Annotated in this window: 15 protein-coding genes; 4 read left to right on the plus strand and 11 right to left on the minus strand. The window is 71.1% G+C overall.

The window, feature by feature from the left end; all coding sequences use genetic code 11:
- The first annotated feature begins 1 nt into the window (after window position 1).
- Window positions 2-289, plus strand: a complete 288-nt coding sequence (locus tag ACZ63I_RS22255) for a hypothetical protein (protein ID WP_469340715.1) — start codon at window positions 2-4, stop codon at window positions 287-289.
- 159 nt (window positions 290-448) lie between these two features.
- Here the strand turns inward: ACZ63I_RS22255 and ACZ63I_RS22260 are convergent, their stop codons facing one another.
- From ACZ63I_RS22260 to ACZ63I_RS22270, 3 genes are all read right to left on the minus strand, one after another.
- Entirely contained in the window at window positions 449-3,691 is a 3,243-nt protein-coding gene (locus ACZ63I_RS22260; RefSeq protein WP_469340716.1) for a tetratricopeptide repeat protein, read from the minus strand.
- Between the two features lie 85 nt (window positions 3,692-3,776).
- A complete protein-coding gene (locus ACZ63I_RS22265; RefSeq protein ID WP_469340717.1) occupies window positions 3,777-4,313 on the minus strand; it encodes a hypothetical protein in 537 nt (178 codons plus the stop codon).
- Window positions 4,314-4,399: 86 nt separating this feature from the next.
- The gene (locus ACZ63I_RS22270; RefSeq protein ID WP_469340718.1) at window positions 4,400-5,497 is read right to left on the minus strand and encodes an epoxide hydrolase family protein; all 1,098 of its coding nucleotides are present in this window, start codon (window positions 5,495-5,497) and stop codon (window positions 4,400-4,402) included.
- A 125-nt stretch (window positions 5,498-5,622) separates the two neighbouring features.
- Between ACZ63I_RS22270 and ACZ63I_RS22275 the strand changes: the two genes are divergently transcribed.
- Window positions 5,623-6,105: a MarR family winged helix-turn-helix transcriptional regulator gene (locus tag ACZ63I_RS22275; protein ID WP_469340719.1), complete on the plus strand. Its 483-nt coding sequence runs from the start codon at window positions 5,623-5,625 to the stop codon at window positions 6,103-6,105.
- Between the two features lie 36 nt (window positions 6,106-6,141).
- Here the strand turns inward: ACZ63I_RS22275 and ACZ63I_RS22280 are convergent, their stop codons facing one another.
- Window positions 6,142-7,152 carry a sodium:calcium antiporter gene (locus ACZ63I_RS22280; RefSeq protein WP_469340720.1) on the minus strand — a complete coding sequence of 337 codons (1,011 nt, stop codon included), beginning with the start codon at window positions 7,150-7,152 and terminating at the stop codon, window positions 6,142-6,144.
- Window positions 7,153-7,328: 176 nt separating this feature from the next.
- Between ACZ63I_RS22280 and ACZ63I_RS22285 the strand changes: the two genes are divergently transcribed.
- A complete protein-coding gene (locus tag ACZ63I_RS22285; RefSeq protein WP_469340721.1) occupies window positions 7,329-9,371 on the plus strand; it encodes a thioredoxin domain-containing protein in 2,043 nt (680 codons plus the stop codon).
- A gap of 29 nt (window positions 9,372-9,400) precedes the next feature.
- Here ACZ63I_RS22285 and ACZ63I_RS22290 read toward each other — a convergent pair whose 3' ends face one another.
- The 3 genes from ACZ63I_RS22290 to trhA form a co-directional block, all read right to left on the minus strand.
- Entirely contained in the window at window positions 9,401-10,033 is a 633-nt protein-coding gene (locus ACZ63I_RS22290; RefSeq protein ID WP_469340722.1) for a TetR/AcrR family transcriptional regulator, read from the minus strand.
- 5 nt (window positions 10,034-10,038) lie between these two features.
- Window positions 10,039-11,679, minus strand: a complete 1,641-nt coding sequence (locus ACZ63I_RS22295; protein ID WP_469340723.1) for a DHA2 family efflux MFS transporter permease subunit — start codon at window positions 11,677-11,679, stop codon at window positions 10,039-10,041.
- A gap of 133 nt (window positions 11,680-11,812) precedes the next feature.
- Window positions 11,813-12,526 carry a PAQR family membrane homeostasis protein TrhA gene (trhA, locus tag ACZ63I_RS22300; protein WP_469340724.1) on the minus strand — a complete coding sequence of 238 codons (714 nt, stop codon included), beginning with the start codon at window positions 12,524-12,526 and terminating at the stop codon, window positions 11,813-11,815.
- Between the two features lie 200 nt (window positions 12,527-12,726).
- Between trhA and ACZ63I_RS22305 the strand changes: the two genes are divergently transcribed.
- Window positions 12,727-14,604, plus strand: a complete 1,878-nt coding sequence (locus ACZ63I_RS22305; protein WP_469340725.1) for a phosphoenolpyruvate carboxykinase (GTP) — start codon at window positions 12,727-12,729, stop codon at window positions 14,602-14,604.
- 82 nt (window positions 14,605-14,686) lie between these two features.
- On the opposite strand, the gene ACZ63I_RS22310 is transcribed toward ACZ63I_RS22305, so the two are convergent.
- Genes ACZ63I_RS22310 through ACZ63I_RS22325 form a run of 4 tightly spaced genes read right to left on the minus strand, consistent with a single transcriptional unit; the run spans window position 14,687 to window position 19,284 of the window.
- Window positions 14,687-15,295: a hypothetical protein gene (locus tag ACZ63I_RS22310; protein ID WP_469340726.1), complete on the minus strand. Its 609-nt coding sequence runs from the start codon at window positions 15,293-15,295 to the stop codon at window positions 14,687-14,689.
- Between the two features lie 8 nt (window positions 15,296-15,303).
- On the minus strand, window positions 15,304-16,953 hold the full coding sequence (locus ACZ63I_RS22315) for a substrate-binding and vWA domain-containing protein (protein ID WP_469340881.1): 1,650 nt from the start codon (window positions 16,951-16,953) through the stop codon (window positions 15,304-15,306).
- A gap of 17 nt (window positions 16,954-16,970) precedes the next feature.
- Complete coding sequence (locus ACZ63I_RS22320) at window positions 16,971-18,167, minus strand: toxic anion resistance protein (protein ID WP_469340727.1); 1,197 nt, start codon at window positions 18,165-18,167, stop codon at window positions 16,971-16,973.
- Between the two features lie 40 nt (window positions 18,168-18,207).
- Entirely contained in the window at window positions 18,208-19,284 is a 1,077-nt protein-coding gene (locus tag ACZ63I_RS22325) for a hypothetical protein (protein ID WP_469340728.1), read from the minus strand.
- Between the last annotated feature and the right edge of the window lie 42 nt (window positions 19,285-19,326).

Here is a 19,326-nt window from a genome sequence, read left to right on the forward strand (position 1 = left end):
TATGTATGCGAACCAGGCAGTGACGCATCTCGTTCCTCTCGCCGCCGATCTCGACGAGAACAAGGTGACGCCCGGCGTCCTCGGATTCGTCGTCTTCGCGGTGATGGCGGTGGGTGTGTGGATGCTGATGAAGAGCATGAACCGGCACATGGGCAAGGTCGACTTCAAGGAAGCGCCCGCGCGCGGGGAGTCACCGGAATCCGCGGCATCGGCCTCGGCGTCGGCGTCGGCGTCGGAACAGCGGCAGCAGCCTCAGCCGGAGCCGGTCAAGACGCCGCACGGCGAGTAGCGCGGACGCGTCGCGCCTGACCCCAGGAGCCCGCACGGCGGGGTCCTGGGGTCGTCGGGGGTACGCGGACGGTGGCCGGCGGACGGCCACGCAGCCGGCGGACGGCCACGCGACCGGCGGCGCGGATGCTTACGCCGAGGTCGCTTACGCCGCAGACGCTTACGCCGAGGTCGCCGCGACCGGTACGCCCATCACCTCGCGCGCGTGCCTGTCCGGTACGAGACCGAGCCGCCACGCCTGCCAGCCGTCCTCCAGCGTGACGCCGCGCTGGAGGATGACGGTCAGCGTCTCGGCGCAGTCGGCCAGCTTGCCGTCCCGGGTGGCGTGCCCGGCCCTGACCAGCTCCGACAGCTCCTGTTCGGCGACCACGGCGCCCACCTCTGTACCGCCGGGTGAGGCGTACGGCAGCAGCGTGCAGCGCAGGAAGCGCGCCCAGTCGGCGCCGCGCAGGTCGTCGTACGACAGGAACAGCGCCGTCGCCTCGTCGCACAGCCGCAGCGCCTGGGCGGCCCGGCTGTTGCCCGCGTCGATGATGGCGAGTTCCAGACAGGTCCAGCCCTCGCCGTGTGCCACCCCGATCCGGTGGAAGTCGGCGCGGGCGTCGACCAGGAGCTGACGGGCGAAACCGGAGTTGCGCAGATTGCCGGTCTGGGCCGCCCGCTGGTCGCGGGTGACCCGGCCCGAGTGGTGCCGGGCGCAGGCCAGCCCGTACACGTCGCGCATCCGGGAGAACATCGTGCGGGCGCGCTCCAGTTCGCGTACCGCCTGGTCGCGGTCGCCGCCCTCCTCCAGGGCCTGGCCGAGGTAGTAGCGGGTCCAGGCCTCGCCGCGCGCGTCCTCGTTCTCCCGGTGCCTGGCCAGCGCCTGCCGGAGCTGGTCGACGGCGGGCTCGGGATCGCCAGCCACCAGCCGGGCCCGCGCGAGCTGGGTCAGCGCCCACGCCTCGCCGCGGTTGTCGCGAGTCGTGTCGTACAGGGCCAGCGCGGCGCGCAGTTCGTCCTGCGCGCGCGACACGTCGCCCATCCGCAGGCACACCTGGCCGAGTTGGAAGTGCGACCAGGCCTCGCCGTGCACGGACCCGCTCGTACGGTGCAGGTCCAGCGCGTTGGCGAGCAGCGTGAGCGCCTCGGCGATCTGGCCGCGGTCCCGCTCAACTGCCGCCAGGGCGTGCTGTGTCCAGGCCCGGTCGGCCGCCAGCTCGACGCCGGACTGGAGTGCCATCGCCTCGCGGAGCTTGGCCGATGCCTCGGTCAGATTGCCCTGGTGGTGCAGGGTGATGCCGAGCGAGCAGAGCGCGCGTGCCGTGCCCGCCTCGTGCTGCGCCTCGCGGTACAGGTCGACCACGGACGTCAGCGTCGTACGGGCCTTGTCCAGCTCGCCGAGCTGGCGGGCCGCGATACCGGTACGCCACTGGACGGAGCGGGCCAGCAGTCCCTGACCGACCGCCTGCGACAACTCGCTTATCTCACCGAGCCGGTAGAGGTCGCCGCGCAGCAGGCAGTAATCGCAGAGCGCGCCCAGCAGGTTGAGTACGGTCTCCTGGTCGACGCCCTCCGCGTGGCGCAGCGCGGCCGTGATGAAGCTGGACTCCTCGTCCAGCCAACGCAGCGCCGCGTCGGGCGAGTTGAAGCCGTGCGCGCCTGCCGCCGTCCTGAACAGGTCGGCGCGGGTGGAGGTGTTGCCGTCGACGAGCCGGATCACGGAGTCGGCGAGTTCGCCGTAGTTGCGGATCAGCCGCTCCTGCGCGGCCGTACGCTCCGCCGTCGCCTCCTCGTCCAGCAGCCGTGCGAGTGCGAACGTCCTGACGACGTCGTGCAGTCGGTAGCGCCGGCCGCGTACGTGATCGATGAGGCCCGCCCGGGACAGCGCCGTCAGCAGCCGTCCCGCCTCCTGCTCGTCCGTGGCGAGCAGCGCCGCTGCGGCTGCGACGCCCAGCGAGGCGCGGCCCGCCAGTGCCAGTCTGCGCAGCAGCCGCCGGCTCTGGTCGCTCTGGTCGGTGTAGCGCAGCCACAGCGCGCGCTCCACCGGCTCGACCGGGCCGTACGCCGCGAGGTCGGCGGCGAGTTGGTGGGCGCTGCGGGCACCGAGCGAGGACCCGGCGACGCGCAGCGCGAGCGGCAGTCCGCCGCACAGCTCGGCCACCCGGTCGACGGACTGCGCGTCGTACGGCCCGTCGGCGCCCTGCGGGGGTGTCTCGGCCGCTTCCCGCAGCAACTCCTCGGCGCCCGCCGCGTCCAGCGCCTGCACCGGCAGTTGGTGCACCCAGGCGGGTATGTCGGCCGGCAGGTCGATCCGCTGCCGTGCCGTCACCAGCACGAGGCTGTCGGAGCGTTCGGGTATGAGCGTGCGCACCTGCTCGGCGTCGGCAGCGTCGTCCAGGACGACCGTGACCGGCAGCCCGGTCAGATGCTTGTGGTACAGCTCACCGAGCCGCCGCACCTGCTGGTCGGTGGACGACCCTTCGCGGAAGAGGAGTTGTTCGCGCGGAGCGCCGAGCCGGTTGAGCAGATGCAGCAGCGCGTCGCGCGTCGACAGCGGCGCCTCGCCGAGCGCGCCGCCGCCCCGCATGTCCACGACGCACGCGCCGCGGAACTGGTCCCGCAACTGGTGCGCGGCCCGTACGGCGAGCGTGGTCCGCCCTGACCCGGGGTCGCCGTACAGCACCACCACCGTCGGCTTCGTCTCCGTCGAGGCCCGCGCCGCGTGCACCCACTGCGCGATCTGCGCCAGCTCGCCGCGCCGCCCGGCGAACGGGCCCTCCGGCTGCGGAAGATGGCCGAAAGACTGCTCCAGTACGGAGCGCCTGCGCGCTGCGGCGCTGCGGTCGCCACCTCTGAGCTGCGGGGTGGTCGCCGGTTTCTTCGTACGGCGCTGGGTCGCCGACACGAGCACCCGCTGCTGGTCGAGGAAGGGCCGGATGCCCCGTACGTCCAGGGCCGTCAGCCACTGCAACCGCAGTTGCTCGACCCCGCCGGGCTGCCCCGCTGCGGCTGCCCTGCGATGCGCGGCCGGCCAGTGGGAAGCGGTCACCTTCCCCACCGTCGCCGCCGCACCGGCGACGGCCACCACGGCCCCGGCACCGAGCGCCGTGCCCGCGGCCGTACCGAAAGCGGCGTCGGCGCACACGGCGGCGACGGCGGCAACGGCCGTGACCAGCACGGGCGTTCCGAGCGCCTGCCGGCTGAACCGCTCGCCGAGCGGCCGCTCCTCGGCCTGCGCGGCGTCCAGCGCGGCCACATACGCGGCGTACTCCTCCCCGGCCCCCTCGGCAAGCGCGTCCAGCGCACCCCGCCCCCGCGCCAGCAGAGCACCTCCGTCACTCCGCCCCCCGCTGCGCCGTACCTCTTCCTCCACCGCGCGAACCAACAGCCGCTCCGCATCGGCCCGGTGGCTGTCTCGCATATATGTCCCCCTCCGAGAGCCTTGGGTGAGCGAACAGTGTCCTTCGAGAAGGCCACAAGCGCGAGACCGCTCGCCGGACGAGGGGTCAGTCTTCGTCCGCCGTGGTCAGGGCCTCGCTGATCAGGCGGGTGGCGAAGTCGGGGTCGTCGGTGATGCGGTTGATGTGTTCCGCGAGCAGGAAGGTGGTGGCCTCCAGGGAGTTCATCTCCTCCTCCGTCCAGTTTCCGTACTGCTTGCGCCACAGGTTGGGGCTCAGGCCGGTGCCGGCCGCGATGACCAGGCCGGCCATCGTGGGGATGGTCTCGGGGCGGACGCTCTTGGGCATCATGCGCAGCGAGCCGACCAGGGACGGGACCACGTACTCGATGACGTCCTTGTCGTGGTCCTCGTGGGCCTTCCGCAGCCACGTCATGAACATGTAGATGAGCGTGCAGGCGCCGTCCAGCAGGTCGTTGGCGCCCTTGGGGCTCAGCGAGGCGGTGAACTGGTCGATCAGCGCCTGTTGTTCGGGGTCGGCCTCGGTCCTGCCGTCGTGAATTCCCTTGAGCCGGGAGTCGATCATCATGAGGGCTGCGCCCACATCGCCGACGGGGGAGTGCTGGGGGCCGTAGGGCGATGACACAGGATTCCTCCTCTGGTGGCTGCCACCGAGGGCAGCGCGGCGTGTTCGTACAGTAAACGTCCCATGAGATGACGACCGCCGGTTTATCACCTTTCCGGTGACGTCCCCACGAGGTGGGTGAAGAAGTCCCGGACGTCCCCGGCGAGCAGTTCCGGTACCTCCATCGCCGCGAAGTGGCCGCCGCGTTCGAACTCCGACCAGTGCCTGACGTCGTACAGCCGCTCGGCCAGCGGCCGGACCGACTGGGTGATGTCGTACGCGAACACGGCCACGCCGAGCGGTACCGGGCACGGTTCGATCCGGCGCGGCGCGTCGTGGTGCAGCCGCGCGGAGGAGGCCGCGGTGGCGGTCAGCCAGTACAGCGACACGTCGGTGAGTATCCGCTCGTCGCTGACCGGCGTGCGGGGATCCGTCCACTGGGCGAACCGCTCGGCTATCCAGGCCAGTTGGCCGACGGGCGAGTCGGTGAGCGCGTAGCCGACGGTCTGGGGTGTCGCGGCCTGCAGCGCCTGGTACGGCGGACGGTGCGCCATCAGGTGCCTGATCTTGTTAAGTCGGGCCTCGTCCGCTGCGGACAGTGCGAGGCCGGCGTCCGGATCAGGCCTGGTCGGCAGGTAGTTGACGTGCACGCCGACGACCCGCTCGGGGGCCGCCGCGCCGAGCGCCGTCGAGATGCCCGAGCCGAAGTCGCCGCCCTGGGCGCCGTACCGCTCGTACCCGAGGCGGCGCATCAGCTCGGCCCAGGCGCGGGCGATCCGGGTGATGTCCCAGCCGCGCTCGTGGGTCGGCCCGGAGAAGCCGTAGCCGGGGATGGACGGGATCACCAGGTGGAAGTCGCGTGACAGCGGCTCGATCACGTCGAGGAACTCCAGGAACGAGCCGGGCCAGCCGTGGGTGAGGACCAGCGCGAGCGCGTCCGGCTTCGCCGACCGGACGTGCACGAAGTGGATGTTCTGGCCGTCGATCTCGGTGGTGAAGTGCGGGAGCTTGTTGAGCGCGGCTTCGTGCGCGCGCCAGTCGTAGCGGGAACGCCAGTGCTCGGCCAGCTCCTTGAGCCGGGCCAGCGGGAATCCGTAGTCCCAGCCCGCGTCGGCGACCTCGTTGGGCCAGCGGGTACGGGCGAGCCGGTCGGTCAGGTCGTCGAGGTCGGCCTGGGGGATGTCGATGCGGAACGGCTTGATCATGGTCTCGACTCCATGGAACTTCGTTCGGACTATCGTTGGCGTACCAAACGTTAGTGACATAAACGTTTAGTGCCCCAACGGTAACATAATCATAGGTGCGCCCAACGATTCGCTAGACTGACCCCATGGAGAACCCGTACGAGGAGACGCGGCCCGCCAGGTGGGAGCGGATGCCGAGCTGGCTGCTCAGCCAGACCGCCCACCACGCGGGACGTCTGGTGGCCGACGGATTCGCGTCCGTCGGCGCCCGCGGCTACCACTACCGGCTGCTGGCGACGCTGGAGGACTCGGGACCGGCCAGCCAGGCCACGCTCGGCCGCCGCAGCGGCATTCACGTCAGCGACATGGTCGCGACGGTCAACGAACTCGCCGAACGGGGCCTGGTCGAGCGTGCCCCCGACCCCGACGACCGGCGGCGCAACATCATCACGCTCACCACCGCCGGCAGGCGGCAACTGCGGCGGCTGGAGCAGCCGTTGGCCGAGAGCCAGGAGGCGCTGCTGGCTCCGCTGGCACCGGAGGAGCGCGGGCAGTTCACCGAGCTGCTGGCCAAGGTGCTCGACCACCACCAGCGGCGCACGGGCCCGCCCGGACCGCCGCAGCACTAGGACCGGTCGGCTCAGGACCGGTCGGCTCAGGACCGGTCAGCTCAGGATCGGTACCAGGCCGATGCCGAAGACGACGTAGAACCCGGCCGCGACCGTGAGCCGGGCCGGGGTGAGCCGGTGGGCGTGCATGGTCAGGAGCAGATAGCTGATCGCGGCCATGGTGATCAGACCGGCCCAGATGAGGGCGCCGTCGAACTTCCAGGTGGTGAAGAGCAGTCCGAGGCCGCTGGGGACGGTGGCCTGGATCATCATGGCGCCGGAGATGTTGGCCAGGGCGAGTTTCGTCTTGCCCTGGCGCACCCAGATGATCGCGTTCATGACCTCGGGCAGCTCGGTCGCGACCGGTGACAGGAGCAGGGCGGTGACGGCGGTGGGCAGGCCCAGCATCGGGCCGATGGCGTCGAGTTGCCTCACGAAGAGCTGGGAGGCGAAGAAGATCACCAGCAGCGTGGCCAGCGTCTGCGCGACGACAGCCCAGGTGGCCGGTGAGGCCGCTTTCGGCTGGAGCTTCAGCGGCTCCAGTTCTTCGTCGTCCTCGTCCCCGTCACCGCCGCCGCGGATCTCGCGCCAGAAGTAGACGCCGTAAGCGGCGAAGAACAGCAGGCCCAGGACCGGCTTGTAGGCGAAGGCGACCAGGCCCAAGGCGACCTTGACGACGAAGATCGGCAGGAACCACTTCTGGTCCTTGGCCAGCCGCCGCATGTCCTTGGCATCCCCCAGCGCCTCCCCGCCCGGCCGCCCGCCCGCAGCCCTCTCCCTGCGCCGCTTGCGCAGCAGCATGGCGCCGGTGACGCCGTACGCGATGGTCGACAACGCCAGCGGCCCACCCATCGCGGCGCCGACCCCGATGTCCTTGGCCTTCTCGGTACTGCCGGTGGTCACCGCGACCAGTGTCACCACGGACTCGGGCAGCGCGGTGCCGAAAGCGGCGAGGATCGTGCCGACGGCCATCCGCCCGACGTTCAGCCGCTGACCGAGCCACTCGACGGCGTTGACGAACCACTCACAGGAGAGATAGATCGCCACCGCGCACACGAGCAGCAACACGTAATGGATCACACCAACCGCCCAGCACCGAAGCCCCCACGCCCCGACCAAATTCTGCCGCGCCCCACCCACGCACCCCGGCAGCCACACCGACAACCGGCCCGGACGGGCATTCGCGGCGCTCCGGGGTGTGGTTGCGGGCGGGGTGGGGGAGGGGGCTGGGGCAGGATGGGGGTATGGCGAACCGACTGGCCCATGAGACGTCCCCGTATCTCCTGCAGCACGCCGACAACCCCGTCGACTGGTGGCCCTGGTCGCCCGAGGCGTTCGCCGAGGCGCGGGGGCGGGATGTGCCGGTGCTGCTCAGTGTGGGGTATTCGTCCTGTCACTGGTGCCATGTCATGGCTTCCGAGAGCTTCGAGGACGCGACGACCGCCGCGTACATGAACGCGCACTTCGTCAACATCAAGGTCGACCGCGAGGAGCGGCCGGATGTGGATGCCGTTTATATGGAGGCCGTGCAGGCTGCCACCGGGCAGGGTGGGTGGCCCATGACGGTGTTTCTGACCGCCGACGCCGAGCCGTTCTACTTCGGTACGTACTTTCCGCCCGAGCCCCGGCACGGGATGGCGTCCTTCCCGCAGGTGCTGGAGGGCGTCACCTCCGCCTGGACCGAGCGGCGGGACGAGGTCGCCGAGGTGGCCGGGCGGATTGTGGGGGAGCTGGCCGGGCGGTCGCTCGCGCACGGGGGTGGGGAAGGGGTGCCCGCCGAGGAGGAGCTGGCGCAGGCGTTGCTCGGGCTGACCAGGGAGTACGACGAGCGGCACGGCGGGTTCGGGGGCGCGCCGAAGTTTCCGCCGTCGATGGTGCTGGAGTTCCTGCTGCGCCATCACGCCCGTACCGGCGCCGAGGGTGCGCTCCAGATGGCGGCCGACACGTGTGTGGCGATGGCACGCGGTGGGATCTACGACCAGTTGGGCGGCGGGTTCGCGCGGTATTCGGTGGACCGGGCCTGGGTCGTACCGCACTTCGAGAAGATGCTGTACGACAACGCCCTGCTCTGCCGGGTGTACGCGCATCTGTGGCGGGCCACGGGATCGGATCTCGCCCGGCGGGTCGCGGTGGAGACCGCCGACTTCCTCGTACGTGAACTGCGCACCGCCGAGGGCGGGTTCGCCTCGGCGCTGGACGCGGACAGCGACGACGGTACGGGCAAGCATGTCGAGGGCGCGTTCTACGCCTGGACGCCGGAGCAGTTGCGGGAGCTGCTGGGTGACGACGACGGGGAGTTCGCCGCCCGGCACTTCGGGGTGACGTTCGACGGCACCTTCGAGAAGGGCGCGTCCGTGCTCCAACTCCCCGACCACGGAGGGGATGTGGACGAGGCGCGCGTCGCGTCCGTACGGGGCAGGCTGTTCGCCGCGCGCGAGAAGCGGCACCGGCCGGGGCGGGACGACAAGGTGGTCGCCGCGTGGAACGGCCTCGCGGTCGCCGCGCTGGCCGAGACCGGCGCGTACTTCGACAGGCCCGACCTGGTCGAGCGGGCGACGGAGGCCGCCGATCTGCTGGTACGGCTGCACATGGACGACGCGGGGCGGCTCTCCCGTATCTCCAAGGACGGTAGGACCGGGGCAAATTCGGGGGTGCTTGAGGACTACGCCGATGTCGCCGAGGGGTTCCTGGCGCTCGCCGCGGTGACCGGCGAGGGCGCCTGGCTGGAGTTCGCGGGGCTGCTGCTGGACACCGTGCTCGACCAGTTCGTCGCCGAGGGCGAGGACGGCGCGTTGTACGACACGGCCGACGACGCCGAGCAGTTGATCCGGCGCCCGCAGGACCCGACGGACAACGCGGCGCCTTCCGGCTGGTCGGCGGCTGCGGGCGCGCTGCTGTCGTACGCCGCGCACACCGGTTCCGAAGCCCACCGGACCGCCGCCGAGGGGGCGTTGGGCGTGGTGCGGACGCTCGGTCCGCGGGCGCCCCGGTTCATCGGCTGGGGGCTCGCCGTATCGGAGGCGCTGCTCGACGGGCCGCGCGAGGTGGCGGTCGTCGGGGCGGTGGACGACGCGGCGACGCGCGCCCTGCACCGTACGGCCCTGCTCGGCACCGCCCCCGGCGCCGTGGTCGCGGCCGGCCCTGCGGGCGGCGAGGAGTTCCCGCTGCTGCTGGACCGGCCGTTGGTCGAGGGGAAGGCCGCCGCGTACGTCTGCCGGCACTTCGTGTGTGCCGCTCCCACCACGGAAGTCGACTCGCTCGCCGCCGAGTTGGGGGTCATGGAGTAGGGCGGGGCGCGTGCTGCGGGGGCCCGCTGTTACAGCCGCAGGCCGCCCGCCAGCGAGTCGAGCGCGCTGTCGATCAGGGCGACCAGGTCGTCCTTGGCGCCGTGCTCGCCCCAGTACAGCGTCACCTCACGCAGCGCGCCCAGCACGGCCGCAGTGAAGATACGCAGCTCCAGGTCGTTCTCGTCGCGGCCGGTGCGCTCCGCGATGACGCCGGTGAGCAGCTTCGACGTCACCGACATGGACTCGCTCATCCGGGCGCGGACGGCCGGGATCTCGACCATGAGCCGGGTCCGCTGCGTCATCTCGTCGAGTTCGGCCTGGTTGGTGAACACGCTCTCCAACTGCGTCAGTACGATGAAGCGGATGGACTCCAGCGGCGGTTCGTCGGCCGGCCTGCCGCGCAGTACGTCGGCCATGATCGGGTCGTACTCGTCGGTGAGGACGATGTCCTCTTTGGTGGGGAAGTAGCGGAAGACGGTGGAGGCCGAGACCTCCGCCGCTTCCGCGATCTGCTCGATGGTCGTCGCCTCGTAGCCCTGCTCCCCGATCAGCCGGTAGGTGGCCCGGCGGATCGCGATACGGGTCTTGAGCTTCTTGCGTTCGCGCAGGCCGAGGTGCGACTGCTGCGCGACTACGGAGGGCTGGGGGGAGGAGGCGGCCATGGTGGCTATTGTCGGGCATCCGCCGCAGCCGGGGCGACTTCGGCGCCCTCGGCGCCCTCGGCGCCTCCCGCAGCGGCAAAACCGCCGTGCGCCGCCCCGCCGTCTGCCCCGCCGTCCGCCCCGTCCCCCAGCTCGCGCTTCGGGTTCGGGTTCCCGTTCGCGTTCGGCTTCGCGTTCGGCTTCGGGTTCGGCAGCAGCGCAGCCACCAGTACGGCCGACAGCAGCGCCGTCACCGCGCACACCACCAGGGCCAGGCTCAGACCGTGCAGGTAGGCCACATCCGCCGAGTGCGCGAGCCGCGGCAGCCCGAGCTTCGCCGCGACGACATGCGCGCCGACCACCGAGTCGCCCGCCGTGTCCGCGGCGCCCGCGGGCAGCCCCGAGGTGTCGAGCCGGCCGGTGTACGCGGCGGCGAGCAGCGAGCCCAGCAGGGCGATACCGATGGCGCCGCCGGTCTGCCGCACGGTCAGCAGCAGCCCCGAGCCGCTGCCCGCCCGGTCGGCGGGCAGCGCGCCGAGCGCGCCGTCCATCGCGGGGACGACCGCCAGTCCGAAGCCCGCGCCGGTGATCGTCAGCCACAGGGCGGTGAACCAGTAGTCGCTGTCCACGGTGGTACGACTCCCGAGCAGCGCGGCGAAGGCGAGCACGACCAGGCCGGCGCAGATCACCGCGCGCGGGCCGAACCGCCGGCCGAGCGGGCCGCTGAGCCTGGACGTCACCATCAGGCCGCCCATCATCGGCAGCATCCGCACGCCCGTGCCCAGCGCGTCGTTGCCGCGTACCGCCTGGAGATAGCCGGGCAGCAGGAACAGCAGCCCGGACAGGACGAACATCACCAGCGTCGCCGCCAGCGTGTTGAGCAGGAAGCCCCGGTGGCGCAGCAGCGTCAGGTCGAGCATCGGGCGGGCCATGCGCCGCTCGCGCAGCACGAGAGCGCCGAGCAGGACGACTCCGCCCAGCAGCATGCCGATGACGAGCGGGCTGCCCCAGCCGCGCTCGGGCGCCTCGATGACGCCGTAGACGAGCGCGCCGAGCCCGAGCGCGGTGAGGGCCGTGGACAGCGGGTCGACCCGGGGCGACGAGGGGTCGGCGGTCTCGGGCAGCAGGAAGACGCAGGCGGCTATCCCGATCGCGACCATCGGGATGTTGAGGACGAAGATCGAACCCCACCAGAAGTGTTCGAGCAGCCAGCCGCCGATGATCGGGCCGAGCGGCAGTCCCAGCGCCGACGCGGCCGAGATGATCCCGACGGCCTTGACCCGGTCCTCGGGCGCGCCGAAGAGCGACGGCAGTACGGACATGGCGAGCGGCATGATCAGCGCGGCGCCCACCCCCATGATCGCGCGGGCCGTGATGATCAGGTCGACGCTGTGGACGAGCGAGCCGACCACCGAGCCCGCGAGAAAGATCCCGAGCCCGGCGATGAGCATCCGGCGGCGGCCGAACCGGTCGCCGAGGAGTCCGGCCGGCAGCATCAGGGCGGCGAACACGACGATGTAGATGTCCGCCATCCACTGCTGTTCCCCGGTGGTCGCGCCGAGCTGCGCCGCCATGGACGGCAGCGCCACATTCAGGATCGTCGTGTCGAAGCCCAGCACGAGCATGCTCGCGACCAGGGCGCCCAGCGCCCACCACCGACGGGTCATGACAGTTCTCCTCTGAGAGTTGATGTCAAATGACAGTAACTCTCAAAAGATTGTGAGCGTCAAGTTTGGAGGCCGGGCGTGCGGTGAGGGGGGTGCGGCGAGGGCGTGCGGTGAGGAGTGGCCCGGTGCGCGGTCAGGAGTACTGGTACGCCACCAGCGAGATGCCGATGAAGTGCGCGACGAAAGCGGCCAGCGTGAGGGAGTGGAACACCTCGTGGAAGCCGAACCAGCGCGGTGACGGGTTGGGGCGCTTCAGTCCGTAGATCACCCCGCCCGCGCTGTACAGCACGCCGCCGACCACGACGAGTACGAGCACGGCGATACCGCCGGTACGCATGAAGTCGGGCAGGTAGAAGACCGCGGCCCAGCCCATGGCGATGTAGCACGGCGTGTAGAGCCAGCGCGGCGCGCCGACCCAGAAGACCCGGAAGGCGATCCCGGCGGCCGCCGCGGCCCACACGGCCCAGAGCAGGCGCGTGCTCGTCGCGTCGGGCAGCAGGAGCAGCGTCAGCGGAGTGTAGGTGCCGGCGATGATCAGGAAGATGTTGGCGTGATCGAGCCTGCGCAGGATCGCCTCGCCGCGCGGGCCCCAGGTGCCCCGGTGGTATATGGCGCTGACCCCGAAGAGCAGGCAGGCGGTCAGTACGTAGACCGCGCAGGCGACCCGGGCGCGGGTGGAGTCGGTGAGGGCGACGAGCGTCACTCCCGCGATCAGGACGGCGGGAAACATCCCCGCGTGCAGCCAGCCGCGCAGCTTCGGCTTGACCGGGCTCGGCAGGTCGATCTCGACCGGCCCCCCTTCGGGTGACGGGGGAATCTCGGTGGCTTCGGGCCCGGGACGATTCATGCGTTCATGCTACCGACGCCGAGCCGCCCCGGGCTGAAACGCAGTGGCCATGCTCACGTGTGAGGCCCCCTGGACATATGGGCGCGAGCATCGGATCATCAAATGAGTGCGGGCGGCACCGGATGAGCGGGCTACGAAGCGTCCGGGTCGCAGCCCCCAAGGGGCATACCTCAACAAAACCCCTCATTCAAGGAGCGATCGTGGCGCGCGACATCGCGGCTCCCACCACCGAAACCAACAACGAGACCTTCACCGACACCCCGCCCACCGGCCTCTTCAGCCCCGCCCCCACCCGGCACCGCCGGCTGGTCGCCTGGGTCGACGAGATCGCCGCCCTGACCCAGCCCGACCGGGTCGTCTGGTGCGACGGCTCGGAGAGCGAGTACGAGCGCCTGTGCGAGGAGCTCGTCGCCAAGGGCACGTTCAAGAAGCTCGACCCGGTCACCCGGCCGAATTCGTACTACGCCGCCTCCGACCCGTCCGATGTGGCGCGCGTCGAGGACCGCACCTTCATCTGCTCCGAGCGGGAGCAGGACGCGGGCCCCACCAACCACTGGAAGGCACCGGCGGAGATGCGTGACATCTTCACCGGCGAGCAGGGCGTCTTCCGCGGTGCGATGCGCGGCAGGACCATGTACGTCGTCCCGTTCTGCATGGGCCCCCTCGGCTCACCGCTGTCCGCGATCGGCGTCGAGATCACCGACTCCGCGTACGTCGCGGCGTCGATGCGCACCATGACCCGGATGGGACAGCCCGTCCTGGACGAGCTGGGCGAGGACGGCTTCTTCGTCAAGGCCGTCCACACCCTCGGGGCACCGCTCGCGCCCGGCCAGGCGGACGTGCCGTGGCCCTGCAACTCCACCAAGTACATCTCGCACTTCCCCGAGGACCGGGAGATCTGGTCGTACGGATCCGGCTACGGCGGCAACGCCCTGCTCGGCAAGAAGTGCTACGCGCTGCGCATCGCCTCCGTGATGGCGCGCGACGAGGGCTGGCTCGCCGAGCACATGCTGATCCTCAAACTCACCCCGCCGCGCGGCGAGTCGAAGTACGTGGCCGCCGCCTTCCCCTCGGCCTGCGGCAAGACCAACCTCGCCATGCTGGAGCCCACCGTCGCCGGATGGAGCGTCGAGACTATCGGCGACGACATCGCCTGGATGCGGTTCGGCGAGGACGGCCGGCTCTACGCGATCAACCCCGAGGCCGGCTTCTTCGGTGTCGCGCCCGGCACGGGCGAGCACACCAACGCCAACGCGATGAAGACCATGTGGGGCAACTCCGTCTTCACCAACGTCGCGCTCACCGACGACAACGACGTCTGGTGGGAGGGCATGACGGAGGAACCGCCCGCGCACCTCATCGACTGGAAGGGCAACGACTGGACACCGCAGTCCGGTACGCTCGCCGCCCACCCCAACGCCCGCTTCACCGTGCCCGCCGGGCAGTGCCCGATCATCGCCCCCGAGTGGGAGGACCCCAAGGGGGTGCCGATCTCGGCGATCCTCTTCGGCGGCCGGCGCGCCTCGGCCGTACCGCTGGTCACCGAGTCCTTCACGTGGCAGCACGGCGTCTTCCTCGGGGCCAACGTCGCCTCCGAGAAGACCGCTGCCGCCGAGGGCAAGGTCGGTGAGCTGCGCCGCGACCCGTTCGCCATGCTGCCGTTCTGCGGCTACAACATGGGCGACTACATGGGCCATTGGGTCGGTGTCGGCGCCGACAAGGACCAGAGCAAGCTGCCGAAGATCTACTACGTGAACTGGTTCCGCAAGGACGAGGCGGGGAAGTTCGTGTGGCCGGGCTTCGGTGAGAACAGCCGCGTCCTGAAGTGGATCGTGGAGCGGCTCGACGGCACGGCCGACGGCGTCGAGACGCCCATCGGCATCCTGCCGACCCGCGAGTCCCTCGACACCGCTGGGCTCGGACTCTCCGACGGCGAGCTGGACTTCCTGCTCTCGGTCGACAAGGAGGTCTGGCGCGAGGAGGCTTCACTGATCCCGGAGCACCTCAACACCTTCGGTGACCACACGCCGAAGGAACTGTGGAACGAATACCACGCGCTCGTCGAGCGCCTGGGCTGACGTCGGGAACCCCCGGAACCGCCTTATGGGCTCCGGGGGTTTGCTATGTCCGCCTCCCCTTCCGGCCACCTCCTGCGCCGGCTCACTGCGTCCGGTTGCGGTCCTCCAGATAGCGGGTGTGCGACTCCTGCCTGCGCGCCTCGGCCTCCCGCAGCGCACCGGCCAGCGCGGACGCCTCCTCGTGCAGCGCCGTCAACTGCCGCTCCAGATGGCGCTCCGGCGGCTCGGTCCCCGGCTGGAGCCGGGTCCACCAGCGGGCCCGCGAGTACGTGTCCACCGACTCCGGAATGTCCTGGCGCACCGCGCGCGACAGTGCGTGTACGGCCTCGGCGTCGCCCGCGAGCGCGTCGGCGACCCAGCCGGGTTCGAGCAGGGCCGCCAGCACACCGGTCAGCTCCGTCAGCCGCCCGGCGGCGGCGGGCGGCAGGTCCACCTCGGCCAGATAGTCCGTGAGCTTGCCGAAGTCGACGCGCAGCGCGTCCAGTTGCTCGGCGGGGTCGGGGAAGTGCGGGGCGGCGGGCCGCTCGGGCGGCGCGATCAGCGCGCCTGCGCCGTACAGCCCGGCGACCACCACCGGCCAGTACGCGCCGGCCAGCCCGGTGAAGGTCAGGGCGAGGCCCGCCACACCGCAGACCCCGCCGGTGATGTTCTTGCGCGATTCCAGATAGGCGAGCGCTCTACCGCCGGCCATGGGTCCCCCTACTGGTAGCCACGGATCTCCTCGAAGGCGCCGTCCAGCGCGCCCTCGCCGGTCGTCGCGTCGAACAGCCGGCCGCCGGTGAGTTCGGCGATGTGCGCCAGCTCCGCCCGGTCCGAGTCGCCGAACACGATCGGGAAGACGGGCGTGGTGCGCAGGGCCGCGGGCAGCCTCGCGTAGAAGGAGTCGAAGGCGCCGGCTCCCGGACCTGTGGTGTTCTCGCCGTCCGTCATCAGCACGATCGAGGTGAACGCGTCGCCGCCGCCGCGCAGCCGGGAGTACGCCTGTTCAAGGCTGCCGTAGATCGCCGTGTCGCCGGACGAGGTGAGCGCTTCGACGTCGGAGCGGATCGCGTCCAGCGAGCCGCCGGGGTCGCCCGGGTCCACCGTACGGGTGGTGATCCGCTTCACCGCGGAGCCGAACGGCATCAGGGTCACCTCCTCGCGGTCCCGGAACCGGTCGCCGGTGGGCGAGTTGTCCGTACCGGTCAGTCCGGCGAGCGCCGTCGTCAGCGAGTCGAGCCGGTCACCCGCCATGGAGCCCGAGGTGTCCAGCACGTACACGGTCCGCGACGGGCGGCGCAGGGTGTTCTCGTAGCTGTCCAGCAGCCCGTCGGCGACCGATCGGGTGCCGGGGAAGGGCAGTTCGCGGCGCTTGTCGGTGCCGAGCCCGGCGGCCGGTGGCACCGACGGCACCACCGGGCGGCGCAACGTCTGTTCCGTGAGGGCGCGTTGAGCGTCCGGGCTGCGCAGATACGCGGTGAGCCGCTGCCCCGCCTCGCGCGCCTCCCGGGGCGCGGACGTCAGCAGTGTGAAGGGGTAGTCGGCGGTGACGACACCGTCCTTCGGGCGGATCACGGTAAGACCCGAGTGGCTGTCGCGGTTCATGGACAGCAGCACCGACTCGTAGTTGACGAGCGCGTTGACACCGCCGCCCGCGGCACCGCCGCCCGCGACGGTGCCGCCCCGGGTGTACGCCGAGGCCAGCCACCCCGAGGACCCCGACGTCAGCTTCTGTCCCGCGAAGAACTGCTTGAGCCGGGGCGTCGCCTTGCGTACGTCGGCGTCGGTGAGCGCCGACTGGGCGCCCGACAGCGCGGAGGCCACCGAGATCAGCGCGGAGAAACCGGAGTTGGAGCGCACCGGATCGGTCATCCCGTACGTGAGCTTGCCCGCCGCGACGGCCTGCTCGACCTGCGCCCAGGTGACCTGGTCCGGCTGCCAGCCGAGCTGGGCGACGGTCGCCTCCTTCACGCCGAGCGCGACGGGCGACGACATGATCGGGGTCTCGTTGGTCAGCCGCGCGCCGGTCTCGGGGTGCAGCCGCAGATAGTCGTTCGACGACAGCCACAGCGCGTCGTAGGTGCCGTCCGCCTTGCCGGACGTGACGAGTTCGGCGGCGTCCAGGGTGCCGAGGTAGGTCGGCCGCACCCGTACGCCGGTCTTCTTCTCCGCTTGGGCGAGCACCCCCGTCATGTCGGACAGCTCGCTCGACGCCAGCACCCGCAGGGTGCCGGGGTGGTACTCGGTGTCGCCGTTCCTCGTGTCGTCCGGCGTGCCGGAACCGCCGGACGAGCAGGCGCTCGCCGCGCACAGCGCCGCGACGAACACCGCGAGCAGCGCGCGTCGCCGGGTTCTTCGCCGTCCTGACATCAGCGGGAGCCGCCCTGTCACTGGGAACCGCCTTCGAGTACGCCCGCCGAGCGGGTCCGCTCCAGATACGAACTCGCCGACCTCAGCTCCGTGGAGAGCGATTCGACCGTCGCCGCCATGGATTCCGTCGCCTGGATCTTGTACGTGTCGATCGCGTCCAGCGTCCGGTAGATCTGCTGGAACGCGGCCCGCAGCGTCTCTACGCCGACCGCCGGGTCGGCGGCGATCCGCTGGATCTCGCCGCTCTGCGTGGCGAGCATCTCCGCGTTGCCCCTGATCAGGTCCTCCGTCGTCGAACGGAGCACGTTCACCTGCTCGGTGACCTTGCGCTGGTTGTCCAGCGCCGATGCCAGCATCACCGCGATCCGCAGCGCGGAGACCGTGGTGGTCGCCGCCCGGTCGACGCCCTTGATCAGCTCTTCGTTGTTGCGGCGCACGACGTCCATCGCGAGATAGCCCTGCGCGCACACCGCCATCTGCGTCAGCAGATCCTGGTGCTTCTGCCGGACGGGGAAGAGCACATCGGCCCGCAGCGCGTCGGCCTGCGCGGGGTCGGCCGGCTCCACCCGGGTGATCCGCAGCTCGATCGCCGCGTCCAGCGCCTCGGTGAGCACCGCGTACTCCTGCAGTTTGCCCATGGTCTCCCAGAGCCGGCTGCGCTCGGTGTGCAACGCCGCGTTGTCCCGGCGCAGTTCGTCTTGGCCGCCGCGCAGCGAGCCGACGATCCGGTTCAACGTGCCCTGCGAGGAGGCGTACTTGGCCGCGTGGTCGCGGAGCTTGTTGCCACCGGGCAGCTTGCCGAGCAGCCGCCGCGCGCCCCTGCCCGGGGTGTCGCGCGGGTCCAGGTCCTCGACGGTGCGGCGCAGTTCGACGAGCGAGGTGCCCACCCGGGCCTGGGCGTCCTCGCCGCCCGAGCTGAGCGAGCGGACCGTGCGGTCGAGCATCCGGTTGGACTGCTGGGCGGCGCTGCGGATCTCTCCCGAGCCGAGGCCGGCGATCTCCCCGACGCGGGCGGTGAATTCGGGTGAGCGGGCGTCGAGCGCGGCCAGCGAGCCGACGTAGTCGGCGGCGCGGCGGGTCATCTCGGCGCGTACGGAGTCGGCGAGCGGCACCAGACCCGCCGCCTGCTCGCCGCGCACCGGCGGTACGGGCTCGGGCGGGGTGAGCGTCAGATCGCTCTGCCCGCTCGTCTCCGTGCTGTTCTCTGTGGACATGCGATCCCCCCTGGGACGGCAGCGGTGGCGCGGGAGCCGGTCAGGAGCCGGCCCGCACCGCCATCGCGTGCAGGATGCTGTTGGTGGGTACGGGCGCCTGCCGGACCCCGGCGAGCGTGCGGTTGAGATACGCGGCGTCGGGTGTGGTCGCCGCGTCGAACTCGGCTGCCGCGCCCTGCGGCCGGAAGCCGTGGCGTACGGCCAGCTCGCGCAACGTCTTGTCGGTGGAGAGCAGTTCGCCCAGCGCCCGGCCTTCGTCGGTGAGCGGCACCAGCGTGTGGTCGCTGTTGACCGTGGTGTCCGGGTAGAGCACCACCAGGTCACCGGTGTCCTGGTGCTGGAGCAGCAGCGAGGCGATCTGGGACTCGTACACCAGCACCAGCGGATTGCCGACGCCGCTGATGAAGTCGCGGAACGGCGCGTCCGAGCTGGTCTGCTGGGCGCCCTGCACCGCGATCAGCTTCTTGAGCAGCGGCGCCGTCCGGCCGATCGCCGCCTCGTCGGTGGCGACCTTCCCGCCGTCGGCGACGTACGAGGCCGCGGCGAGGTAGAGCGCGCCGGAGTTGGAGGTCTGCGGATCGGTGCTGGTGATGAACAGCGTCCCGGTCAACTCGGTATGCGCGGAAGCGCCCTTGAGCTGCTGCCAGGTGCGGTTCTTGCCCGCGGCTGCCAGGTACGGGCCCATCCGCAGCGTGCCGCGCGAAGGCCCGTCCAGGGTGACCAGGCCGTTCGCCGCCAGCACCTGGGCCGCCGCGCGGTGCGCCACGACGACGAGCGGCGAGTAGAACGGCCGGATCGGGCCGCCCTGGACGCCGTACTTCTTCTCCAGCGCATCGGCCGGAGCCTTGGACGAAGGGAAGGCGAAGTCGTCGCCCTGGAGCGCCAGTTGGTCCATCGCCCAGGAGCCGGACGTTTCCGTCTTCACGGTGAAGCCCTGGGCGGCCAGCGCTTTCACCACACCGGGATCGGCGAAGAAGTCGGCCTTCTCCGATCCGATCACACCATGCACGGTCTTCGTTGCCGTGCTCGTGCCCTGACTCTCCCGGCCTGCCACGACGGCCGCTGCCACGCCGCCGATCAGCAGCACCGCCAGGACGATTCCTACGATGCGTCTCACACGTCAGAGCGTGCTCGCGCAATCCGACGCTCCGGGCGCCGC

This window comes from Streptomyces sp. NPDC087906 (assembly GCF_055584925.1).